At 73.0% G+C, this 19,563-nt stretch carries 16 protein-coding genes and 2 pseudogenes; 2 read left to right on the top strand and 16 right to left on the bottom strand.

All coding sequences use genetic code 11. The features are described from left to right. Positions 1 to 57 precede the first annotated feature (57 nt). On the top strand, positions 58 to 1,215 hold the full coding sequence (locus AB0C84_RS41610; protein WP_361077227.1) for a hypothetical protein: 1,158 nt from the start codon (positions 58 to 60) through the stop codon (positions 1,213 to 1,215). A gap of 13 nt (positions 1,216 to 1,228) precedes the next feature. Here AB0C84_RS41610 and smc read toward each other — a convergent pair whose 3' ends face one another. The 11 genes from smc to rsmD all read right to left on the bottom strand — a co-directional run bounded on the left by smc (position 1,229) and on the right by rsmD (position 11,964). Next, positions 1,229 to 4,891 (bottom strand): chromosome segregation protein SMC, encoded by a 3,663-nt coding sequence (smc, locus tag AB0C84_RS41605; RefSeq protein ID WP_361077224.1) that lies wholly within the window; start codon positions 4,889 to 4,891, stop codon positions 1,229 to 1,231. A gap of 164 nt (positions 4,892 to 5,055) precedes the next feature. Next, complete coding sequence (locus tag AB0C84_RS41600; RefSeq protein ID WP_361077222.1) at positions 5,056 to 5,334, bottom strand: hypothetical protein; 279 nt, start codon at positions 5,332 to 5,334, stop codon at positions 5,056 to 5,058. 414 nt (positions 5,335 to 5,748) lie between these two features. Further along, a complete protein-coding gene (locus tag AB0C84_RS41595; protein WP_141577590.1) occupies positions 5,749 to 5,946 on the bottom strand; it encodes a hypothetical protein in 198 nt (65 codons plus the stop codon). Between the two features lie 178 nt (positions 5,947 to 6,124). Further along, entirely contained in the window at positions 6,125 to 6,430 is a 306-nt protein-coding gene (locus AB0C84_RS41590) for an acylphosphatase (RefSeq protein WP_179843341.1), read from the bottom strand. Between the two features lie 19 nt (positions 6,431 to 6,449). Next, the gene (gene mutM / locus AB0C84_RS41585; RefSeq protein WP_361077218.1) at positions 6,450 to 7,343 is read right to left on the bottom strand and encodes a bifunctional DNA-formamidopyrimidine glycosylase/DNA-(apurinic or apyrimidinic site) lyase; all 894 of its coding nucleotides are present in this window, start codon (positions 7,341 to 7,343) and stop codon (positions 6,450 to 6,452) included. Further along, on the bottom strand, positions 7,336 to 8,142 hold the full coding sequence (gene rnc / locus AB0C84_RS41580; protein WP_361077215.1) for a ribonuclease III: 807 nt from the start codon (positions 8,140 to 8,142) through the stop codon (positions 7,336 to 7,338). Before rnc ends, mutM begins: the two co-directional genes overlap by 8 nt. A 275-nt stretch (positions 8,143 to 8,417) precedes the next feature. Then, the gene (gene rpmF, locus AB0C84_RS41575) at positions 8,418 to 8,597 is read right to left on the bottom strand and encodes a 50S ribosomal protein L32 (protein ID WP_067632153.1); all 180 of its coding nucleotides are present in this window, start codon (positions 8,595 to 8,597) and stop codon (positions 8,418 to 8,420) included. A 1-nt stretch (position 8,598) separates the two neighbouring features. Next, a complete protein-coding gene (locus AB0C84_RS41570; RefSeq protein WP_258938520.1) occupies positions 8,599 to 9,243 on the bottom strand; it encodes a DUF177 domain-containing protein in 645 nt (214 codons plus the stop codon). A gap of 95 nt (positions 9,244 to 9,338) precedes the next feature. Then, positions 9,339 to 9,821: a pantetheine-phosphate adenylyltransferase gene (gene coaD, locus AB0C84_RS41565; RefSeq protein WP_361077211.1), complete on the bottom strand. Its 483-nt coding sequence runs from the start codon at positions 9,819 to 9,821 to the stop codon at positions 9,339 to 9,341. A gap of 94 nt (positions 9,822 to 9,915) precedes the next feature. Beyond that, positions 9,916 to 11,367 carry a penicillin-binding transpeptidase domain-containing protein gene (locus tag AB0C84_RS41560; RefSeq protein WP_361077208.1) on the bottom strand — a complete coding sequence of 484 codons (1,452 nt, stop codon included), beginning with the start codon at positions 11,365 to 11,367 and terminating at the stop codon, positions 9,916 to 9,918. Between the two features lie 30 nt (positions 11,368 to 11,397). Then, entirely contained in the window at positions 11,398 to 11,964 is a 567-nt protein-coding gene (gene rsmD, locus AB0C84_RS41555) for a 16S rRNA (guanine(966)-N(2))-methyltransferase RsmD (protein ID WP_361077205.1), read from the bottom strand. Between the two features lie 257 nt (positions 11,965 to 12,221). Between rsmD and AB0C84_RS41550 the strand changes: the two genes are divergently transcribed. After that, on the top strand, positions 12,222 to 12,590 hold the full coding sequence (locus tag AB0C84_RS41550; protein WP_361077202.1) for a hypothetical protein: 369 nt from the start codon (positions 12,222 to 12,224) through the stop codon (positions 12,588 to 12,590). A gap of 970 nt (positions 12,591 to 13,560) precedes the next feature. Here AB0C84_RS41550 and AB0C84_RS41545 read toward each other — a convergent pair. The 5 genes and pseudogenes from AB0C84_RS41545 to AB0C84_RS41525 form a co-directional block, all read right to left on the bottom strand. Beyond that, positions 13,561 to 14,424 carry a HEAT repeat domain-containing protein gene (locus AB0C84_RS41545; protein ID WP_361077200.1) on the bottom strand — a complete coding sequence of 288 codons (864 nt, stop codon included), beginning with the start codon at positions 14,422 to 14,424 and terminating at the stop codon, positions 13,561 to 13,563. A 64-nt stretch (positions 14,425 to 14,488) separates the two neighbouring features. Beyond that, the gene (locus AB0C84_RS41540) at positions 14,489 to 14,569 is read right to left on the bottom strand and encodes a putative leader peptide (RefSeq protein ID WP_361077255.1); all 81 of its coding nucleotides are present in this window, start codon (positions 14,567 to 14,569) and stop codon (positions 14,489 to 14,491) included. Between the two features lie 57 nt (positions 14,570 to 14,626). Next, positions 14,627 to 15,898, bottom strand: a pseudogene (locus AB0C84_RS41535) (ATP-dependent DNA helicase RecG); the annotation flags it as partial. Positions 15,899 to 16,114: 216 nt separating this feature from the next. Beyond that, positions 16,115 to 17,839: pseudogene (locus AB0C84_RS41530) on the bottom strand (LAGLIDADG family homing endonuclease); the annotation flags it as partial. 32 nt (positions 17,840 to 17,871) lie between these two features. After that, positions 17,872 to 19,467 carry a DAK2 domain-containing protein gene (locus AB0C84_RS41525; RefSeq protein WP_361077198.1) on the bottom strand — a complete coding sequence of 532 codons (1,596 nt, stop codon included), beginning with the start codon at positions 19,465 to 19,467 and terminating at the stop codon, positions 17,872 to 17,874. Positions 19,468 to 19,563 lie beyond the last annotated feature (96 nt).

Raw genomic sequence — 19,563 nt, 5'->3', positions numbered from 1 at the left:
ATCTTGTCAAAGACCGCAGAACGAACATTAGTCATTCCGGACGAGGAGATCGCTACGATGCCCACGAGAACAAGCGTCCCCGTGCGCGGGAGGACACCGGTGTCGGCTCCGAGGGCGGTCCCGCAGCCGGAGGAGGCGCGCGCCCCGGCCGATTTACTCGACCTGATGCGCAGCCTGCAGCAATGGTCCGGCCTGCCCCTTTCCGAGCTCGAGGAGCGGATGCGCGCGGACGGCGTGGTCGCCCCTTCCGGGGTCGACGCGCTCCTCAGCGCGGGCACCCTGCCGAGCCGGGGACTGGTGACCTCCTTCGTGACCACATGCGGCCTCGTCCCCGCCGAGCGCGAGCGGTGGCTGCGGGTCTACGACCGCCTGTGCGGTCCCGCCGCCGTGCGGGGCGACCCGCGTGGCCCCGAGGAGGGCGACAAGCGCGTCGCCGGACGGCCGGCGCTCGACCTCGGCCCCGCGAGGCCCCCGACTCCGCTCCGCACCACCCCCGCCCCGGCTTCCGAGATCAGCTCCTCCGGACGGCACGCGGCGCAGCCGCCGAGGGCGCGGCACCGCAAGACGTCATCGCAGGGGCACTCCGGCCGCCGTCCCGTGTCGCTGCTCGTGGCGGCGCCCGCGATCATCACGATCGGCGTGGTGGTCTCGACGCTGACGGGGGTGTTCGGCGGCGGGAACGGGACGCACCGGCCGCAGACGCCGCCCGGGGCGGCCCGCAAGGCGACGCCGCCCCCGCCCGGCTGGTACACGGTCATGCCGCTGACCGACGACGAGCGGACCGGCGACTGCCTGTCGATCCTGCCCGACGACCGGCTGGACCCGCAGCTGTCGCAGGACAAGTGCGCCGCCGAGGACGCGCTCCAGCGGATCCGGCTCACCTCCGTCCCCGACAGCGCCGGGACGTTCCAGCTGAAGGCGTGGACGGCCAAGGGCAAGCTGTGGTGCGTGACGCTCGACGACCTCGTCGAGCGCGCCAAGCTGCACATGAAGGAGTGCGGGGACGACGATCCGATGCAGCGGTTCGGGCTGACGCCGGCGGGCAAGCCGGTGAAGGGCGGGCAGCTGTTCCGCATCGTGCCGCGGGCGACGCGCGACGACGGCATGTGCGTCGGCGTCGACATCCGGGACACCGGCGGCCTGGAGGCGATCTACGCCGGGTGCGACCGGTCCGGGGTGCGCGGCTACCTGTTCACGCCCGCCGCCGAGCCGTGACCGCGCGGCCGGGTCAGTCGAGGTCGCGCAGGCGCTGGCTGACGACCTGGGTGACGCCGTCACCGCGCATGCTGACGCCGTAGAGGGCGTCGGCGCCCTCCATGGTGCGCTTCTGGTGCGTGATGACGATCAGCTGGGACGACTCGCGCAGCTCCTCGAAGACCGTGATGAGCCGCTGGGTGTTGGTGTCGTCGAGCGCGGCCTCGACCTCGTCCAGCACGTAGAACGGGGACGGCCGCGCCTTGAACACCGCGACGAGGAACGCGATGGCCACGAGGGACCGCTCGCCGCCCGACAGCAGCGAGAGCCGCTTGACCTTCTTGCCGGGCGGGCGGGCCGAGACCTCGACGCCCGTGCCGAGCATGTCGCCCGGCTCGGTCAGCGAGAGGCTGCCCTCGCCGCCGGGGAACAGCCGGGCGAAGATCCGCTCGAACTCGCGGGCCGTGTCGTCGTAGGCGGCGGCGAACACCTGCTGGACGCGGTCGTCGACCTCCTTGACGAGGCCGAGCAGCTCGCGCTGGGTCTTCTTCAGGTCCTCCAGCTGGGAGGTGAGGAACGCGTGCCGCTCCTCCAGGGCGGCGAACTCCTCCAGCGCCAGCGGGTTGACCTTGCCGAGCTGGTTGAGCTGACGCTCGGCGCTCTTGGCGCGCTTCTCCTGGACGGCCCGCTCGTACGGGGCGGGCGGCGCGTCCTCGCCCTTCTCCGGGTCGGCCGGGACGGGCTGGTCGGGCCCGTACTCCGACACCAGCGCCTCCACCTCGAGACCGAACTCCTCCAGGGCCCGCTGCTCGAACTGCTCCAGCCGCAGCCGCTGCTCGGCGCGGGCGACCTCGTTGCCGTGCACGACGTTGACGAGACGTTCGAGCGTCGACGACAGCTCGCGCACCTGCCCGCGGACGACCTTCAGCTCGGCCTCGCGTGCCGCCTTCGCCTGCTCGGCCGCCTCGCGGCGCCGCACCGCGGCCGCGAGGGAGTGCTCGATGCGCTCCAGTGCCGCGCGGGCGCCCCGCAGGACGGCCCTGGCGACCCGGGCCTGCTCCTCCCGGCGAGCGCGGCGCTCGGCGGCGCGGGCCCGCTCCTCGCGCTCGCGGCGGGCGCCGCGTTCGAGGGCGTCGGCGCGTCCGGCGATGGCCTGGACGCGCTCCTCGGCGGTGCGGACCGCGAGCCGCGACTCCATCTCCGCCGTGCGCAGCTCCTGGCAGCGGGCGTTCAGCTCGTCGCGCGACTCCGTGTCGTGGCCGGCCTCGTCGGCGACCTCGGCGGCCTCCTCGGCCTCGGCGAGCCGCACCGCCAATTCCTCGGCGGCCTCGGTGTCGCGTTCGAGGGACTCCCCGGCCGCGTCGAGGGCCTTCGTCAGCCGCTCGGCCTCGCCCCGCGCCGCCCGGACGTCGGCCTCCAGGCGCGCGGCGCGCTTGGCCTCCTGCGCCGCCTGCGCGTCGTACTCCCGCAGCCGCGCGCGGACGCGGTCGAGGTCGGCCTGCGCGCGGTCGACCCCCGCCCGCGCGTCACCGGTCGCGGCCTCGGCCGCCTCGACGGCGGCCTGGGCCGCGTGCTCGTGCTCCACCGCCTCGGAGAGACCGTCTGCGGCAGCGGCGGCCGCGGTCTCGGCCGCGGCGAGATCCTCGGTGGCCTGGTCGAGCGTCGCGCGCATCTGCAGAAGGCCCTGCCCACCACCGGCGGCGCCGCCCTGCGCCCAGTGCGCCCCGACGAGTTCCCCGTCCCGCGTGACGGCCCGAAGCGACGCCTCCCAGCGCACGAGCGCGACCGCGGCGGGAACGTCCTCGACCACGACCACGTCCCGCAGCAGATGCTCGAACGCGGGACGCACGGACTCCGGGACGCCGACCGCGTCGACGGCGTAGTCGGCCCCGGCGACCCGCTCGGCCGGTGCCGGCGACCCGCCGCCGACGACCAGCCCGGCCCGTCCGGCGTCGCGGGAGCGCAGCAGCGCGAGGGCGGCCTCGGCGGTGTCCAGGGACCCGACCGCGATGGCCTCGGCGGCGCCGCCGAGCGCGGCGGCGACGGCGGTCTCGTATCCGGGCCGGACGTTCAGCAGCGAGGCGACCGTGCCCAGCACCCCGCCGAGCGACCCGTCGGACGCGGCCGACAGCAGCGCCTCCCCGCCGTCGGCGGCGCTGGCGAGCGTCAGGTTCAGGGCCTCGATCCGCGCCTGGAGCGCCGCGACCTGCTTCTGCGCCGTCTGGTCGGCGGTGCGGGCCGCACCCGAAGCCGACCGGGCCTCCTTCAACGCGCGGCGCGGGCCGTCCACGGCGGCGCGGGCGGTCTCGGCGGCGTCCTTCGCCGCGGCGAGCGCCTCCTGCGCGGCCTCGTGCTCGGCGGCGAGCGCCGGGTCCTCGACGACCTCGGCCTCGAACGCCTCGAACTCGGCCTGCGCGGACTCGGCGCGCTGGTCGGCCTCCTCCCGCGCGTCCGCGAGCCGCCCGATCTCCGACCGCCCGGCCTGCGCCTTGCTGCGCAGCGCCTCGACCCGGCCGCGCAGCCGGGCCAGCTGCTCGCGGCGGTCGGCGGCGGCGCGGGCCGCGGACTGCAGCCGGCGCTCCTCGGCCGCGAGGGCCTCCTCGGCGGCGGACCGCTCCTCCACGGCGCCGGAGAGCCCGTCCCGGGCCTCGTCCAGCGCCTCGCGGAGCATCTCCTCCTGCTCGCGGATCTCGGCGGCCTCGCGCTCCATGTCCTCGGGGTCGCGGCCCCGCCGCTCCTCCTCGCGCGCCTCGGCGGCGTTGCGGTGCCGCTCGGCGGCGAGATCGGCGACGCCGCGGAGCCGCTCCTTCAGCGCCGACAGCTGGAACCAGGTGTCCTGGACCTGCGCGAGCCTCGGCGCCTGCTCCGCCTCCTCCGCCTCCAGGACGGCCTCACGCTCCTGCGCCCCGCCCAGCGCCCGCTCGGTCTCCGTGCGCCGCTCCCGGATCGCGGCCTCGTCGGCGGCCTCCTGCTCCAGCCTCGTCCGCAGCGTCACCAGGTCGTCGGCGAGCAGCCGCAGCCGCGCGTCCCGCAGATCGGCCTGGATCACCGCGGCCCGGCGCGCGATCTCCGCCTGCCGGCCGAGCGGCTTCAACTGCCGCCGCAGCTCCCCGGTGAGATCCTGCACGCGCGTGAGGTTGCCCTGCATCGCGTCGAGCTTGCGGAGGGCCTTCTCCTTGCGCTTGCGGTGCTTGAGGACGCCCGCCGCCTCCTCGATCACCGCGCGCCGCCCCTCCGGCCCCGAGTGCAGGACGCGGTCGAGCTGCCCCTGCCCGATGATCACGTGCATCTCGCGGCCGATGCCGGAGTCCGACAGCAGCTCCTGGATGTCCAGCAGCCGGCACGAATCACCGTTGATCGCGTACTCGCTCGACCCCGACCGGAACATCAGCCGGCTGATGGTGACCTCGGAATAGTCGATCGGCAGCGCACCGTCGGAGTTGTCGATCGTCAGCACGACCTCGGCGCGCCCGAGCGGCGCCCGGTTCGCCGTCCCGGCGAAGATGACGTCCTCCATCTTGCCGCCGCGCAGCGACTTCGCGCCCTGCTCCCCCATCACCCAGGCCAGCGCGTCCACCACATTCGACTTGCCGGACCCGTTGGGCCCCACGACAGCGGTGATCCCCGGCTCGAACTTGAGCGTCGTGGAGGACGCGAAGGACTTGAAACCACGCAGCGTCAGATTCTTCAGATACACGCGCCAGCGGCCCCCTCACACCCGTCCTCCACCAGAACATCCAAGGAAACATACCGCTGTGCTCATTGGTTTTCTCTCCTCACTCGGGCCTAGCGGCCCTCCATCGTCGAGAAAACGGGCGATCGCTGGCATCGCTTCGACTCGCCTGGCGGCTCGCTGCGCGATCAGGTTCTCGCAAGCTCGAACCTGCCTTCGGACGCGATCGCGAGCGTGGGGGTTGTTGCGGGGTTGCTGTGCCGGTTGAGGTCGTCGCGGTGGTGGGGTGCTGTGGGGACGGCTCCGGTGGGTGTCGCGGTGCTGATGGAGCTGTGCAAGGTGGCGCGGGTTCGGCGGGCGGCCTCGTCGTCGACATTGGGGCCGACCGAAGGAGAAGGGGGGCGCGCTACAGCGAGCGCCTCAGCGTCGTCGGGCGCGTCGGTGCCGGGTTCGATGCCTGTGAGCACCTGGCCTCACCCAGCGAGTTCGAGGCAAGGTGAATCTTGCCCCGGTTGCTTCCAGCGCTGAGGTTGGAGGCCCTTCAGGGCACGCGAGGCTGACGCGGGTACGTGGCAGCGCACTTGCGACAACATCGACGGCTGGGTAGCGTCCGGAAGCCAGAGGGCCCGCGCACCCGAAACACGTGGCGAGCCGACGAGCCGTGCTCACAAAGCGCAAGCGGCCATCGCGACGACCTCAGCCCTCACCGCAACCACGCGGCGACCTCAGGGGCCGCGATCGCGTCCGAAGGCAGGTTCAAGCGAAGCGAGAACCTGATCGCGCAGCGAGCCGCCAGGCGAGCCGAAGCGATGCCAGCGATCGCACGCTTTTATCGACGATGGAGGGCCGCTAGGCCCGAAGGAGGAGAAAAAAGCAAAAAACTACGTCAGCGCGGGTTCGCGCTCCTTTACCGGAAGCGACATCACTTCGTCGTCCGTCGCCGTCGCAAGCGCGTCGTTCTCCGCCTGGAGCCGTACGAGTTCGGCCTCCAGGTCACGTACGCGCTGCTGCAGGCGCCGCATCTCCGCGACCATCCGGGGGTCGGGACCGCCGACGTGGCCGAGTAGAGCCTTCGCCATGACTAAGGGTCCTCCACGCTGAGTAACCAGCAGGGATCGCGCACGGGAAACTGCTGATGTAGGTGCGCGTACCGTCTAGAGTCGCACCGGGCGCTGTCCTGGTCAAGACGCACATCACAGGCCGGTAACAACCTTCCACTCCTAGTTTAGCAGGTACAAACCGGTACTCCCTACCCGGTCACCGTTCCCGGAACCCGGAGGCCTCTCCGCGCGGCGCGCCCCAGCGGTCAACGACGCCGGTCACAGCGCCGGGACGTCCGGGAACGCCGCCGGGGACGTCGCCGTCCAGCAGCTCCAGAAGCCGGCGGCAGGCGCCGCGCGGGCCCTCGGCCACGACCTCGACGCGGCCGTCGCCGAGGTTCGTGGCGCTGCCGGTGAGGCCCAGTTCGAGCGCCCGTGACCTGACCCACCAGCGGAACCCGACGCCCTGGACGCGTCCTCGCACCCAGGCCGTGAGCCGCACGGTCTCGTCGTCCTCGTCCATCGTCCCCCCTCGGTGCCCGCTAGTACCGTGCCCGCCTGGGGCGCGGCTGGCACACCGGGCAGCTGTAGGACGAGCGGTTCATGAACTCGTCGCGGCGGATCGGGGCGCCGCAGCGGCGGCAGGGCTCGTCCCGGCGCCCGTAGGCGTCGAGGGACCGCTCGAAGTAGCCGCTCTCGCCGTTGACGTTCACGTAGAGGCTGTCGAAGGACGTGCCGCCGACCTCCAGGGCGGCCGCCATGACCTCTCGTGCGGCCTCCAGGACGCGCGCGGCGTCCGCCCGGGTCATCGTCTCGGTCGGCCGCGCCCAGTGCAGCCTGGCGCGCCACAGGGCCTCGTCGGCGTAGATGTTGCCGACCCCGCTGACGAGGGACTGGTCGAGGAGGGCCCGCTTGATCCCGGTCCTGCGGCGGCGCAGGGCGCGGTAGAAGGCCTCCGCGTCGAAGGCGTCCTCCAGCGGGTCGGCGGCGATGTGCACGATCGGCTCGGGGACGAGGGCCCGCCCGTCGAAGGCGTCGGGGACGAGGTCGGCGACCATGAGGTGCCCGAACGTCCGCTGGTCGACGAAGCGAAGGTCGAGGCCGTCGTCGTCGAACTCGACACGGACCCGCAGGTGCTTCTCGCGTTCCCGGCCGGGCTCGCCGACGAGCAGCTGCCCGCTCATGCCGAGGTGCGCGAGGACCGCCTCGCCGGGGGCGCCGTCCTCCTCGTCCCGGAGCGGGATCCACAGGTACTTGCCGCGGCGGCGGGGGGCCAGCATGGTGCGCTTGGCGAGCCGTCCGGCGAAGTCGGCGGGGCCCTCGGCGTGCCGGCGCACCGACCGCGGGTGCAGGACCTCGGCGGCCACGACGGTGCGGCCGGTCGTCCAGCGCTCCAGGCCGCGCCGGACGACCTCGACCTCGGGGAGCTCAGGCACCGGCCTGCGCCGCCTGCCCGGCCTCCCTGGCCGCGTCGTGGCCCTCGGTCTCCTCCTGCGGCGCCGGCTCGGCCTGGGTCGCCTCGCGCTGGACGACGATCTCGCGGATGGCGTTCCAGGCGGCCTCGGCGGCGTGCTGCTCGGCCTCCTTCTTGCTGCGGCCCTCGCCGGACCCGTAGGTCTGGCCGCCGACCCGCACGGAGGCGCGGAACGTCTTCTGGTGGTCGGGGCCGCTCTCGGCGACGTGGTACTCGGGGACGCCGAGCTCCTCGACGGCGGTGAGCTCCTGCAGCGAGGTCTTCCAGTCCAGGCCTGCACCGAGGCCCGCCGACCGCTTGATCAGCCCGTCGAAGAGCCGGTGCACCAGCGCGGACGCCTCGCCGAGGCCCCGGTCGAGGTAGACGGCGCCGATCAGCGCCTCCAGCGTGTCGGCGAGGATCGAGGCCTTGTCGCGGCCTCCGGTGCCCTCCTCGCCGCGGCCGAGCCGGATGTGGGCGCCGACGCCGAGGCCGCGGGCGACGCCGGCGAGGGCGCGCATGTTGACCACGGCGGCGCGCAGCTTGGCGAGCTGCCCCTCGGGCAGGTCGGGGTGGCCGCGGAACAAGGTGTCGGTGACGACGAGGCCCAGCACCGAGTCGCCGAGGAACTCCAGGCGCTCGTTGGTGGGCAGGCCGCCGTTCTCGTAGGCGTAGGAACGGTGTGTCAGGGCGCGTTCGAGCAGCTCCTCGCCCACGTCGACACCGAGCGCGCCGGTCAGTTCCGCGCGGTCCGGCGCGGGTTCGCTCTTCTTAGCGCTCACAGGCCCTCCTCGCAGGCCGTGCACCGCGCAGCGCGCGGTCGCCTCTGCGGCGCGCGGCCGATGGGCCGGGACGGCGAGGACGCTCGGCGGGGAGGGTCCGCGAAGACGAGGTGCGCGCCGGTCGGTCTGATCCCGGCGTGCACCACGGCTCCGGGCGCAGTCTCCGCGCCGGTCACCACGCCGACGTCACGCGCCGGGTGGTCGGGGTGCGTGTCCTTCCGCACCGTGAGGGGCGGGCCGCATGCGCGGTTCCGCCCCCCAGGATGCGAGAAGACTCAGGCCGACGGGGCGATGACCTGCCGCCGGTCGTAGGTTCCGCACGTCGCGCACGCAGTGTGCGGCAGCTTGTGGTCGCGGCACGTCGGGCACTCGACCAGGTTCGGCGCCGCGGTCTTCCACTGCGAACGCCGGTGCCGCGTGTTGCTGCGCGACTTCTTCCGCTTCGGGACGGCCACGTCAGCCCTCCTGCTTTCCTTCTCGATCCGATGAATCACGGGTGCCGGAGCTCCCGTTCCCCCGGTCGGGGGCTGCCGGCGCGATGTCGCCGGCAAGGTCCCGCAGCGCCGCCCACCGGGGGTCGGCGACGTCGTGGCGGTGGCCCGGCTCGACGTCGGCGAGCCGCGCACCGCAGTCCGGGCACAGGCCCGGGCAGTCGTCCCGGCACAGCGGGGACAGCGGCAGTGCGAGCAGCACCGCGTCCCGCAGGACCGGCTCGAGGTCGATCAGGTCGCCCTCGAGGCGGAGCTCGTCGTCCTCGGCGTTCCCGCCCGAGCGGGTGTCGTCGTAGACGTAGAGCTCCTGGAAGTCCGCCTCGAAGGTCGAGGCGATCGGGTCGAGGCAGCGGGAGCACTCCCCCTTGAGAGGGACCGTCGCCGTGCCGGTGACGAGCACCCCCTCCAGGACCGCTTCGAGCCGGAGGTCCAGCTCGATCGCGGCGCCCTCGGGGACGCCCACCATCTCGACGCCGAAATTCTCCGGTGCCGGCACGGACAGGTGCTCCTCCCGCGACGACCCGGGTTGCCTGCTCAGAGCTCGGGTGTCGAGCTTGAACGGAGCGCTGGGGTCGTTGCGTGTCAGCGGAATCCTGCTTTCGTGAGGCATGGTGGAACGGCGGCCGCCTGTGATGGCCGATGTCCCAGGGTACCGAACACCGGCCGCTGACCCAACTCGCGGCCCGTCCACCAGGGGCAGGCCGTTCAGCCGCCCTTCTGGAGGCGCTGCACCAGCCGGTCGTGGACGCTGTCGGGGACGAGGCCGGAGACGTCCCCGCCGAACCTCACGACCTCCTTCATCAGGCTGGACGAGAGGAACGCGTACTCGGGGTTGGTCGCCATGAACAGCGTCTCCACGCCGGCGATCCGGTGGTTCATCTGGGCCATCTGCAGCTCGTACTCGTAGTCGCTGACGGCCCGCAGCCCCCGGACGATCACCGGGATGTCCTGTTCCTTGCAGTAGTCGACGGTGAGCCCGTAGAAGGTGTCGACCGAGACGTTGCCGTACTCCCGGGTGACCTCGGAGATCATGTCGGCGCGCTCGTCCACGGTGAACAGGCTCTTCTTGCTCTTGTTGATCAGCACGGCGACGACCACCTCGTCGTAGAGGCGGGAGGCGCGGCTGATGATGTCGAGATGCCCGTTGGTGACGGGGTCGAACGATCCCGGACAGACGACACGGCGCACGGCGCGAACCCCTTCGGTCCCGGTTTCTGACCTGCGGCGTGAACGTACCAAATCGCATTCGGCCGGGTTTCCACCGGGCTCGCCGGGGCCCTCCTCAACCGCCCAGCGCGTCGACGATCCTGGCGGCGAGGGGGCCGGACTCGATGCCGTACCCGGACGCCTCGGTCATCACCGCGACCGCGTACCTGGGATCGCTGCGCGGGCCGAACCCGATGAACCAGCGGTCGTTGTAGGAGGCGCCCTCGACGTCGGCGGTCCCGGTCTTGCCGCCGAGGATGGACGTGCCCCGCAGGGACTTGCCGGTGCCCCGCTCGACCACGGCCTCCATCATGTCCCGCATCTGCTTCGCCTGGTCCCCGGTCAGCGCGCGGGACATCCGCCGGGGCGAGATCCTGTCGACCGTCGCGCCGTCGGGCGCGCGCAGCCTGTCCACCAGCCGGGGCCGCATGACCTCCCCGTCGTTGAGGACCGCGGCGGCGACCATGGCCATCTGCAGAGGCGAGGCGACCGTGCTGCCCTGCCCGATGGAGCCGAGCGCGCTGAGCGACGGCTGGTCGGTCGCCGGAAAAGAGCTGGGGGCGCTTTTCAGGCCGTCCGCGAACTCGATCCGCTCACCGAATCCGAACCTGTCCGCCTGCGCCTTCACGGCGTCGTTGCCCGGTTTCTGGGCGCCCATGTAGGCGAACGTCGTGTTGCACGACTGCGCGTACGCCTCGATGAGGGGGATCCGGGGCAGGTCGCAGGAGCCGCCGATGTCGCCCGCGTCGTTGTTGATCGCCTGCCCCGCGCCCGGCGGCTTGTAGCTGCGCCCGGCCTTGACGCGCGTGTCCTCGCCCGTGCCGGATCTCAGCGCCGCCGCGGCGACCACGGTCTTGAACGTGGAGCCCGGCGGGAACACTTCGTAGGCGGCCTTGTCGAGCAGCGGCTTGCGCGGCTGGTCGCCGAGCCGGGCGAAAGCCTTCGTGGCCTTCTCCCGGTCGAGCGTCGACACCTCGTTCGGGTCGTAGGACGGCGTGGAGGCCAGCACCAGGATCGCGCCGGTGCGCGCGTCGAGGACCACCGCCGCTCCCCGGCGGGCACCGCTGGACTGGAGCGCCTCATACGCGGCGCGCTGCGCGTCGGGGTCGATGGTGGACACCACCGTTCCGCCGGGGACGTGCTTGCCGATCAGCTTGTCGACGAGGTTGGTGGTGGCGAGACGAGGGTCGGTCCCGTCCAGGAAGTGGTTCCCGGACTCTTCCAGGCCCGTCTGGGAGAACACCGAGAAGTAGCCGGTCACCGGCGCGAAGGCGGCGCCGTCCTTGTAGCGGCGCTGGAACCGGTCGCCGCCGACCTGCTCGGACCAGGCGAGCCGTTCGCCGCCCGCGACGATCGGCCCCCGGTCGACCTTGAAGCGGTCCTCGAACTGGCGGGCGTTGAGCGGGTCGTCCCGCAGCCCCTGCGCCTGGAAGCCCTGCACGTAGGTGACGTTCACCAGGAGCGCCAGGATCAGCAGCAGGGTGATCACCCAGATGCGTGCCACCGCGCGGTCGATCCCGGGCTCCATGCGGATGCCTCTACCCGAACCGCCGGAATGTCAACGGCCGGCGGCGCGGCCGTACCAGAACACCGCCTCGCCGTAACGTCGCTCCCGCTCCGCCTCGTAGCCGTCGGGCCACTCAAGCGCCGGGCCCCGGGCCGCACGCTCCACGACGACCAGCGCGTCAGGAGTGGCCCACCCGTTGTCGCGCAGATCCTCCAGCAGGGCGGTCACGGCCACGTCCGCCAGCGCGTACGGCGGGTCGGCGAAGATGAGGTCGTAGGGCTCGTCCGGCGCCTTGCGGACGAGCCGCTCCACCTTGTCGGCGCACGGGACCGCGCCGGGCAGCCCGAGCGTCCCGGCGTTCTGCCGGATCACCTTCATCGCCCGCGGATGCGACTCGACCAGCAGCGCGTGGCCGGCGCCCCGCGACAGCGCTTCGAGACCGACCGCGCCCGAGCCCGCGTACAGGTCGGCGACGCGCAGCCCGTCCAGCGGGCCGAGCAGGGCCAGGACCGTGGAGAAGAGCCCCTCCCGGGCGCGGTCGCTGGTCGGCCTGGTGTCCCGTCCCGGCGGGACGGCCAGCCGCCGCCCCCCGGCACTCCCCGCGATGACCCTGCTCACTGTTTAAGTATTGCGCTTCTCTCCTCCTTCGGGCCTGGCGGCCCTCCATCGTCGAGAGACGCGGGCGATCGCTGGCATCGCTCCGGCTCGCCTTGCGGCTCGCTGCGCGATCAGGTTCTCGCTTCGCTCGAACCTGCCTTCGGACGCGATCGCGACCATTGGGGTCGTCGCGGGGTCGCGCAGGGGGCGGGCGTCTGCGCGGAGATTCGATCGATTGACGGCGAGGGTGTGAGCACGCAAGGCGGGCCACCAGCGCCGTGCCACGCTGGCGACCCGCTCGCAGCCGGTCTCAACTCCGGACCGAAGACGGCCAAGAGCCCGGCGAAGGCCAGGCCCACCGTGACGACGAGCGCACGAAGACCACCAGCGCGGGTCTCGACGTCGGCGCGGGGCTCGGCACGCCGAAGGCCGGCGCGGGCGTCCGGCCGCGGACCCGTGCCACCGCCTCACTGAACGGCGCCAAGGTCAGGACGGCCACCCGCCTGGACGGTCGCGCCAAGTCACCCGCGGGCGGCGCCGCACTGTCGGTCAAGACCCACGCCAAGGTGTCGGGAGGCAGCAGGCTCCTCAGCGCCGACGCGGACCTGGGCGCGCCGGTGACGCCTGCGGGCGGGACACCCCTCTAGGCGCATCTGTCGGCCGGCGCCTGCGTCGGCGCGGGCTGGGAGGCGCGCACGACTCCCCCGACGCCTCCGACACCGCCCACGCCTCCGGCACCGCCGACGCCGCCGCCCGGCGAGCCGACGCCTCCGAGCCCGTTCCCGAACCCCCGTCAGTGCCGTCGTCGCCTCTGCTGCCGCAGATCCCGTCCGCCCCGGGCGTGGCCTCCGGCAGGCCGGCGGCCGCCGCCGGCCGAAGGAGCTGCCCTTCACCGGCGGCGACGCGCTGCCCCTGGTGGCGCTCGGCCTCACCGCCATCGCCGCGGGCAGCGCCGCCGTCGCGGCGACCCGCAGGCGCCACGCCCGCGATTCCTGACCGCACCGCCGAAAAGGGCGCCTCCCGACCACCACCATCGCAACAACCTCAACCACACAGAACCACGCAACAACCAAAATGGTTGCAATCACGTCCAAAGGCAGATTCGAGCGAAGCAAGAATCTGACCGCACAGCGAGCCGCAAGGCGAGCCGGAGCGATGCCAGCGATCGCCCGCCTTTATCGACGATGGAGGGCCGCCATGGCCCGAAGGAGGAAAAAGGCAATAAGAACGGGCCGCCAGCGCCGTGCCACGCTGACGACCCGTTCGTGGCCGCTCCAACGCCGTACCGAAGGACCGGCCACGTCACCCTCGCGATCGATCAACGATCACGAGGAACCCCCCCAAGCCGCAAGGCGAGCCAAGCAACACAACAAAAACTCACCACTGCAACAACCTCCCCCCACAGCACCACGCAACAACCTCAATGGCCGCGATCGCGTCCGAAGGCAGATTCGAGCGAAGCAAGAATCTGATCGCGCAGCGAGCCGCAAGGCGAGCCGGAGCGATGCCAGCGATCGCCGCAGTGCCCGACGATGGAGGGCCCTCCGGGCCCGAAGGAGGAGGGCACTGCAATAGACACAGCAGGGCCGCCAGGCCCGAAGGAGGAGAAAAAAAGCCTTAAGCAAGACTCCAGCGGGCTTGGGTTCGGACGCCTGGGTCGGGGTCGGTGAGGGTTTCGGTCAGGGCGGTGATGACCTCGGGGATGTCGGTGGCCCATTGTTCGAGGGCTTGGACGGCGGCCCGGCGGACGTCGACGGTGCGGTCGTGCAGGGCTTTGAGCAGTGGTCGGACGGCGACGTCGGGGCGGGCTTCGGCCAGGGCGCGGACGGCGTGGCGGCGGACCTGCCAGTTGGCGTGGGCGGTGGCGGTGACGACGCGTCCTTCGAGGGGTTCGGGGACGCCGAGTTCGGCGGCGGTGGTGAGGGCGGCGATGCGGACGACGGGGTCGCGGTCGGTGAGGAGGTGTTCGAGGGCGGGGAGGCCGGAGGGGTGGGCGAGGCGGCCGAGGCCTTCGGCGACGGCGACGCGGACTTCGCGGGAGGGGTCGTCGGCGGCTTCGGCGACGCGGGCGGTCTCGCGGAGCGCGGTCAGGCCGAGGACGGCCTGGATGCGGACCTGTGGTTCGTCGTCCTCGAAGCCTTGGGCGTACAGTTCGGCGGCGCCTTTGGCGAGGATGCCGATCAGGTCGGCGGCGGTGTCGCGGACGGTGGTGTCGCGGCCGCGGGCGGCGGCGAGGAGCAGGGCGTCGACGCCGTCGTCGCCGAAGTAGAGTTCGGGCAGGTCGCGCAGGGCGTCGGCGGCGACGCGGCGGACGTTCTCGTGGTCGTCGGCGAGGGCCCAGGCGAAGGTGTCGCCGGTGCCGCGCGGCGCCTCTCCGGTGCGGGCGGCTCTGGTGAGGGCCGTGAGGGCTTCGGCGCGTGTCGCGGGGTCGGGGTCGCGGAGGAATTCTTCGGCCTGGTCGAGCCGGATGGGGCGAGTCATGGGCGTGGCCTCCTGGTCGGCCGTCGGATCCGGGGGCGGGTTCGGGCCCGCCGGGGGGTCGGGATCAGCGACGGGGACACAGGGCGCTCGCCTGGCGCCGGAGGTCGACGTGCAGGCGGGCGATCAGCGCACGACTCGGGTTCACGTGTTCATCGTGTCCCGCCCGCGCCCTATTGTCAACCAAATAGGTCGGCAATATCTGTTATGTCTTCTCCAGGAAGTCGGCGCGCTCCTCGTCCAGCAGGGACGCCAGGACGGTGGCCAGGCCGGGGTGGTCCGCCAGGCCCGGGTCGGCCTCGACGAGCGCCGTGGCCTCCTCGCGGGCGTCGCGGATGACGTCCTCGTCCCGCTGGAGCGTGAGCAGCCGCAGGCTGGACGAGCGCCCGGCCTGCGCCGCGCCGAGCACGTCGCCCTCGCGGCGCTGCTCCAGGTCGAGGCGGGACAGCTTGAACCCGTCGGTGGTGGAGGCGACCGCGTCCAGCCGCTCGCGGGCCTTGCTGCCCGGCGCCGCGTCGGTGACGAGCAGGCAGAGCCCGTGCAGGGAGCCGCGCCCTACGCGCCCGCGCAGCTGGTGGAGCTGGGAGACGCCGAACCGGTCCGCGTCCATGATCACCATGACGGTGGCGTTGGGCACGTCCACGCCGACCTCGATGACCGTGGTGGCGAGCAGGACGTCCAGCTCCCGCGCGGTGAAGCGGCGCATCACCGCGTCCTTCTCGTCCGGGTGCAGCTTGCCGTGCAGGACGCCGATGCGCAGCCCGTCGAGCAGCTCCTCCAGCTTCGGCAGCACCTCCATGATCCCGAGCGGGGACCGGCGCTCGCCCTCCTCGTCCACGACGGCGTCGCCCTCGTCGCCCTCCTGCTCGCCGATGCGCGGGCAGACGATGTAGATCTGCCGGCCGTTCGCCGCCTCCTCCTTGATCCGCTCCCAGGTGCGGGCGAGGAACGCGGGCTTCTCGGGCGGCACGACGTGCGTCTGGATCTGCGACCGCCCCGCCGGGAGCTGCCCGAGCACCGAGGTCTCCAGGTCGCCGAAGACGGTCATCGCCACCGTGCGCGGGATCGGCGTCGCCGTCATGACCAGCACGTGCGGGCGGCCGCCGTCGACCTTCTCGCGCAGGGCGTCCCGCTGCTCGACGCCGAACCGGTGCTGCTCGTCCACCACGACGAGCCCGAGGTCCGCGAACTGGACGGTCTCCTGGAGCAGCGCGTGGGTGCCGACGACGATCCCGGCCGCGCCGGACGCCGCCTCCAGCAGCGCCTCCTTGCGCGCCTTCGCCCCCTGCGACCCGGTCAGCAGCGCCACCCGGGTGGCGTGCTCGGCGCCGCCGATCTGGCCCGCCTGCGCGAGGTCGCCGAGCATCCCGGTGATCGACCGGTAGTGCTGCTGCGCCAGCACCTCGGTCGGCGCGAGCAGCGCCGCCTGCCCTCCCCCGTCCACCACCTGCAACATCGCCCGCAACGCGACCACGGTGTTGTGGGTGGGAGTCCAGCCGTCCGACACATAAAGACGCTCAGGATGGGCGACGGATATGCACTGGACTTCCTTGCGTCCCACGTACTCGATGGCGCGGATGCCCTTGCGACGCCGTTCGTACTTCGTGCGGGGCCGGAGCCTTTCGGCCTTGCGGGACAGCCTGAAAGGCGGGTAGCCGTTCGGCAGCGCAACGCTGGTCACCCAGTAGTCTTTGCCCTCCTTGCGAACCCTCCGGCACCGTGCGTAGCCGCCGAGTGAACGCGTCAGCCATGCGGTCGCTTCGGCCAGATGCTTCGATGCGGAGAGCAGGCTGACGTCGCTGCCCTCGGCCCGCAACGTCCCGTCGGTGTCCAGTAGGCCCTGCAAGAGCGCGTGGCGTTGCTTGATCGGTGCGTTCAGGTAGCCCCACGGAACGTACTTGTCGTGCGCTCCCCTCCCGTAGACGCCGAGATCCCGAAGCGCGGCGATCAGCGGATTCCCGCTCCCGCGACGCAGGCCCAGAATCGACCAGTCGAGCGGCCGGTCCTGTTTCCGGCGGAGCCTGCAACCGTCCGGAGCGAGCTCGGCCACCGCGTCGATGATCTCCTGGTCGCGAGACGAGATCTCGACCCGCCCGTCCTTCATGAAACCGTCGCCGAGCAGGAGGCCCAGCAGGTAGGGGTCGATCGGGCGATCCACGGGCGAGTCCAGTTCGGGGGCCTCGACCAGAGGCACATACCACTTGCTCCCGCCGGACTTGCGGAGAAGATCCTGGCGCAGTTGCCGTGTCGTCATCACTTTGAGCGGGCTTCCCCTGTGCCAGCCCGTGTCGGTCTTGACGGCCCAGAGGTGTTCGTCGTCGCATTCGACCGACGTGCCGTCGGAGAAGACCAGCCGGTACACGTCACGCTCGCCCTGGGGGAAGACCCCGCGCACCACGGTGACCTCGCCGCCGGGCGTGATCACCTCATCGCCCGGCACCAGGTCGCCCATCCGCCGGAATCCTCCTGGTGTCAGCACCTCGGAATCCAGCGGTTGGGCCTTTCCGGCGCCGACGTCGCCCTGGAGGAGGCGGTGCATGGGATGGCTCTTGGCGAGGTCGGCGGATATCTCGTCGCCCACCTGGCGCTGGCCCTTGGTGAGCTCGAAGGGCAGGCGCGCGTCGAACTCCGGCTGGACGCCCTCGAAGGCCGGGGGGCGGGGCTTGGCGGGCAGCGACGCGGCGGCGACGCGGCGCTGGGCCAGGGCCACCTGGACGACGAAGGCCTCGTCCCACTTGAGGCGGGCCTTGGCGCGGCCCAGCTCGTCCCAGGTGCCGGGGCGGTGGATGCCCTCGTACGCCTCGCGCAGGCCGATCAGGCCGCGGCGGCGCAGCAGCGCGCCGGGCATGGGGTCGTCCGGCAGGTCGAGCTGGTCCAGGACGGTCTCGACGGACGTGCTGATCGCCTCGATGGGCAGCGACTTGCTGGACGGGTAGATCGGGATGATCTCGTCCGCCCACTCCTGCGCGGCCTCCTCGGCGCCCTTCTCGTGGACGACCTTGTACTGCGGGTGGGCCAGCTGGCGCACGGCCCTGCCGCTGCGGGGCACGTAGGTGCTGATCTTCCCGGCGAACAGGCCGCGGGTGCCCGGCGACAGCTCCTTCTCGGGCCGGTAGGAGCCCTTGCGGCCGAAGAAGCTGAGCTTGAGCTCGCCGGTCCCGTCGGTGACGGTGATCTCCAGGACGTACCCGGGGCTGCGGGTGAGGGAGCGGCCCTGCACCTTCACGACCTCGGCCATGACCGTCACGTGCTCGCCGTCCTGCAGCCCGCTGAGCTGCGTCAGCTCGCCGCGGTGGGCGTAGCGGCGCGGGTAGTGGTGCAGAAGGTCGCCGACCGTGTGCAGATCGAGGCCCTTCTTCAGGGCGTTGGCCGTCTTGTCGCCGAGGACCTTGCGCAACGGCTCGTCGAGAGTTGCCACGGGTCTTTTCTAGCCGATGGGGGCGACGGGAATCACTCGACGCCGATGAGCAGGGGGTAGCGTTCCTGGTCGCCGGCGTAGACGCCGACCTCCGCGTCGGGCCGCCGGCGGCGCAGATGGTCCTCCAGTCCGGCGGCGAGGCCGGGCGGGGCGTGCCGCCCCGGGATCAGCGTGACCAGCTCGCCGCCGCCCGACAGCATCCGGTCCAGGACGTCGCGCGCCACCGCGGCCAGGTCCGCGCCGATCGTCGCGACGTCGCCCTCGATGAGGCCGAGGACGTCGCCCGGCCGGCAGAGGCCGGCGCTCGTCACCGCCTCCTGCGCGGCGACCTCCAGGTGGCCGAAGCGGGTGGCGCCGGCGGCGCGGGTCATCTCGATCACGTCCTCCGCGAAGCGGCGCAGCGGGTCGTGCACGGCGAGCGCCGCCAGCCCCTGGACGGACGCCTTCGTCGGGACCACCGCGATGCGCGCCCCGCCGTCCCGCGCGCGCTCCGCGGCGGCCTCGGCGAGGGCGAGGACCTCCGGTTCGTTCGGCAGCACGGCCACCTCGTCGCCGGCGGCGAGGAGGGCCTCGGCGAGCACCGCGAGCGGCGGGACGGCGCCGGGCTCGCGCCGCACGACCCGTGCCCCGCTCTGCTCGAACAGCGCGGCCAGCCCGTCGGCCGCGGTGACGGCGATCACCGCGCGGCCGGTGTGCGGCGCGTGCGGTCCGCCTTCGGCGGCGTGCAGGTAGGTGACGCGGACGCGGTGCGGGCGCCCCGCCGCCATGCCCGCCTCGATGGCCGCCCCCGCGTCGTCGACGTGGACGTGCACGTTCCACAGCCCGTCACCGCCGACCACGACCAGGGAGTCGCCGAGGCCGTCGAGGCGTTCCCGCAGCGTGTGGACGGCGTCGTCGGGCGCGTCCAGCAGGTACATCACCTCGTAGCCGAAGCCCTGGGCGGCGGGGGCCGGCGCGGTGGGCGCGGCCGTCCCGGCGGCGCGGTGCGGGACGTCGTACCGCTCGGGGTACTCGTCGGTGATCACGGCGACGAGGGCGTCGAGCACCACGCAGAGCCCGGCCGCCCCGGCGTCCACGACGCCGCTGCGGGCCAGCACGTCCAGCTGCCCGGTGGTGCGGCGCAGCGCCCGCCGGGCGCCCGCGGCGGCGGCCCGCGCGGCCTCGGGCAGCCCGGTCCCGGGGGCCGCCGCGCAGGCCGCGGCGGCCTCGGCGAGGACGCTCAGGATCGTGCCCTCGACGGGGTGCTCGACGGCGCCGCGGGCCAGGACGGACGCGTGGCCGAGGGCGGCCGCGAAGGCCGCGCCGTCCGGCGGCCCCTCCAGCGGGCCGAGGACGTCGGCGAGCCCCCGGAGCACCTGGCTGAGGATCACGCCGGAGTTGCCGCGGGCGCCGAGCAGCGCGCCCTGCGCCAGGGTCCGCCACGGGTCCGCGCCGCCCGGCGGCTCGTCGAGGGCGTCGGCCGCCGCGATGACGGTCAGGTGCAGGTTGGTGCCGGTGTCGCCGTCCGGGACGGGGAACACGTTGAGCGCGTCGATCTCGGCCCTCGTCCGTCCGAGGGCCTCCGCCGCGAGCCTGCACCACCGGCGCACCGCCGCACCGTCGAGGACCACCCCATCATCGAGGGCCACCGTGCTCCCTTCCGCGGCGCCGCGTCGCGGGGGGGGGGGGGGGGGCCCGCCGCGGCGGGCGCCGCCGCCGCCCGGCCCGCGCGCGGTCGCCCGCTC

It is taken from the genome of Actinomadura sp. NPDC048955, from assembly GCF_040649435.1.
Taxonomy (GTDB): domain Bacteria; phylum Actinomycetota; class Actinomycetes; order Streptosporangiales; family Streptosporangiaceae; genus Spirillospora; species Spirillospora luteofluorescens.
The sequence above is the reverse complement of the archived record's forward strand: the minus strand, read 5'-3'. Positions and strand labels throughout refer to the sequence as shown.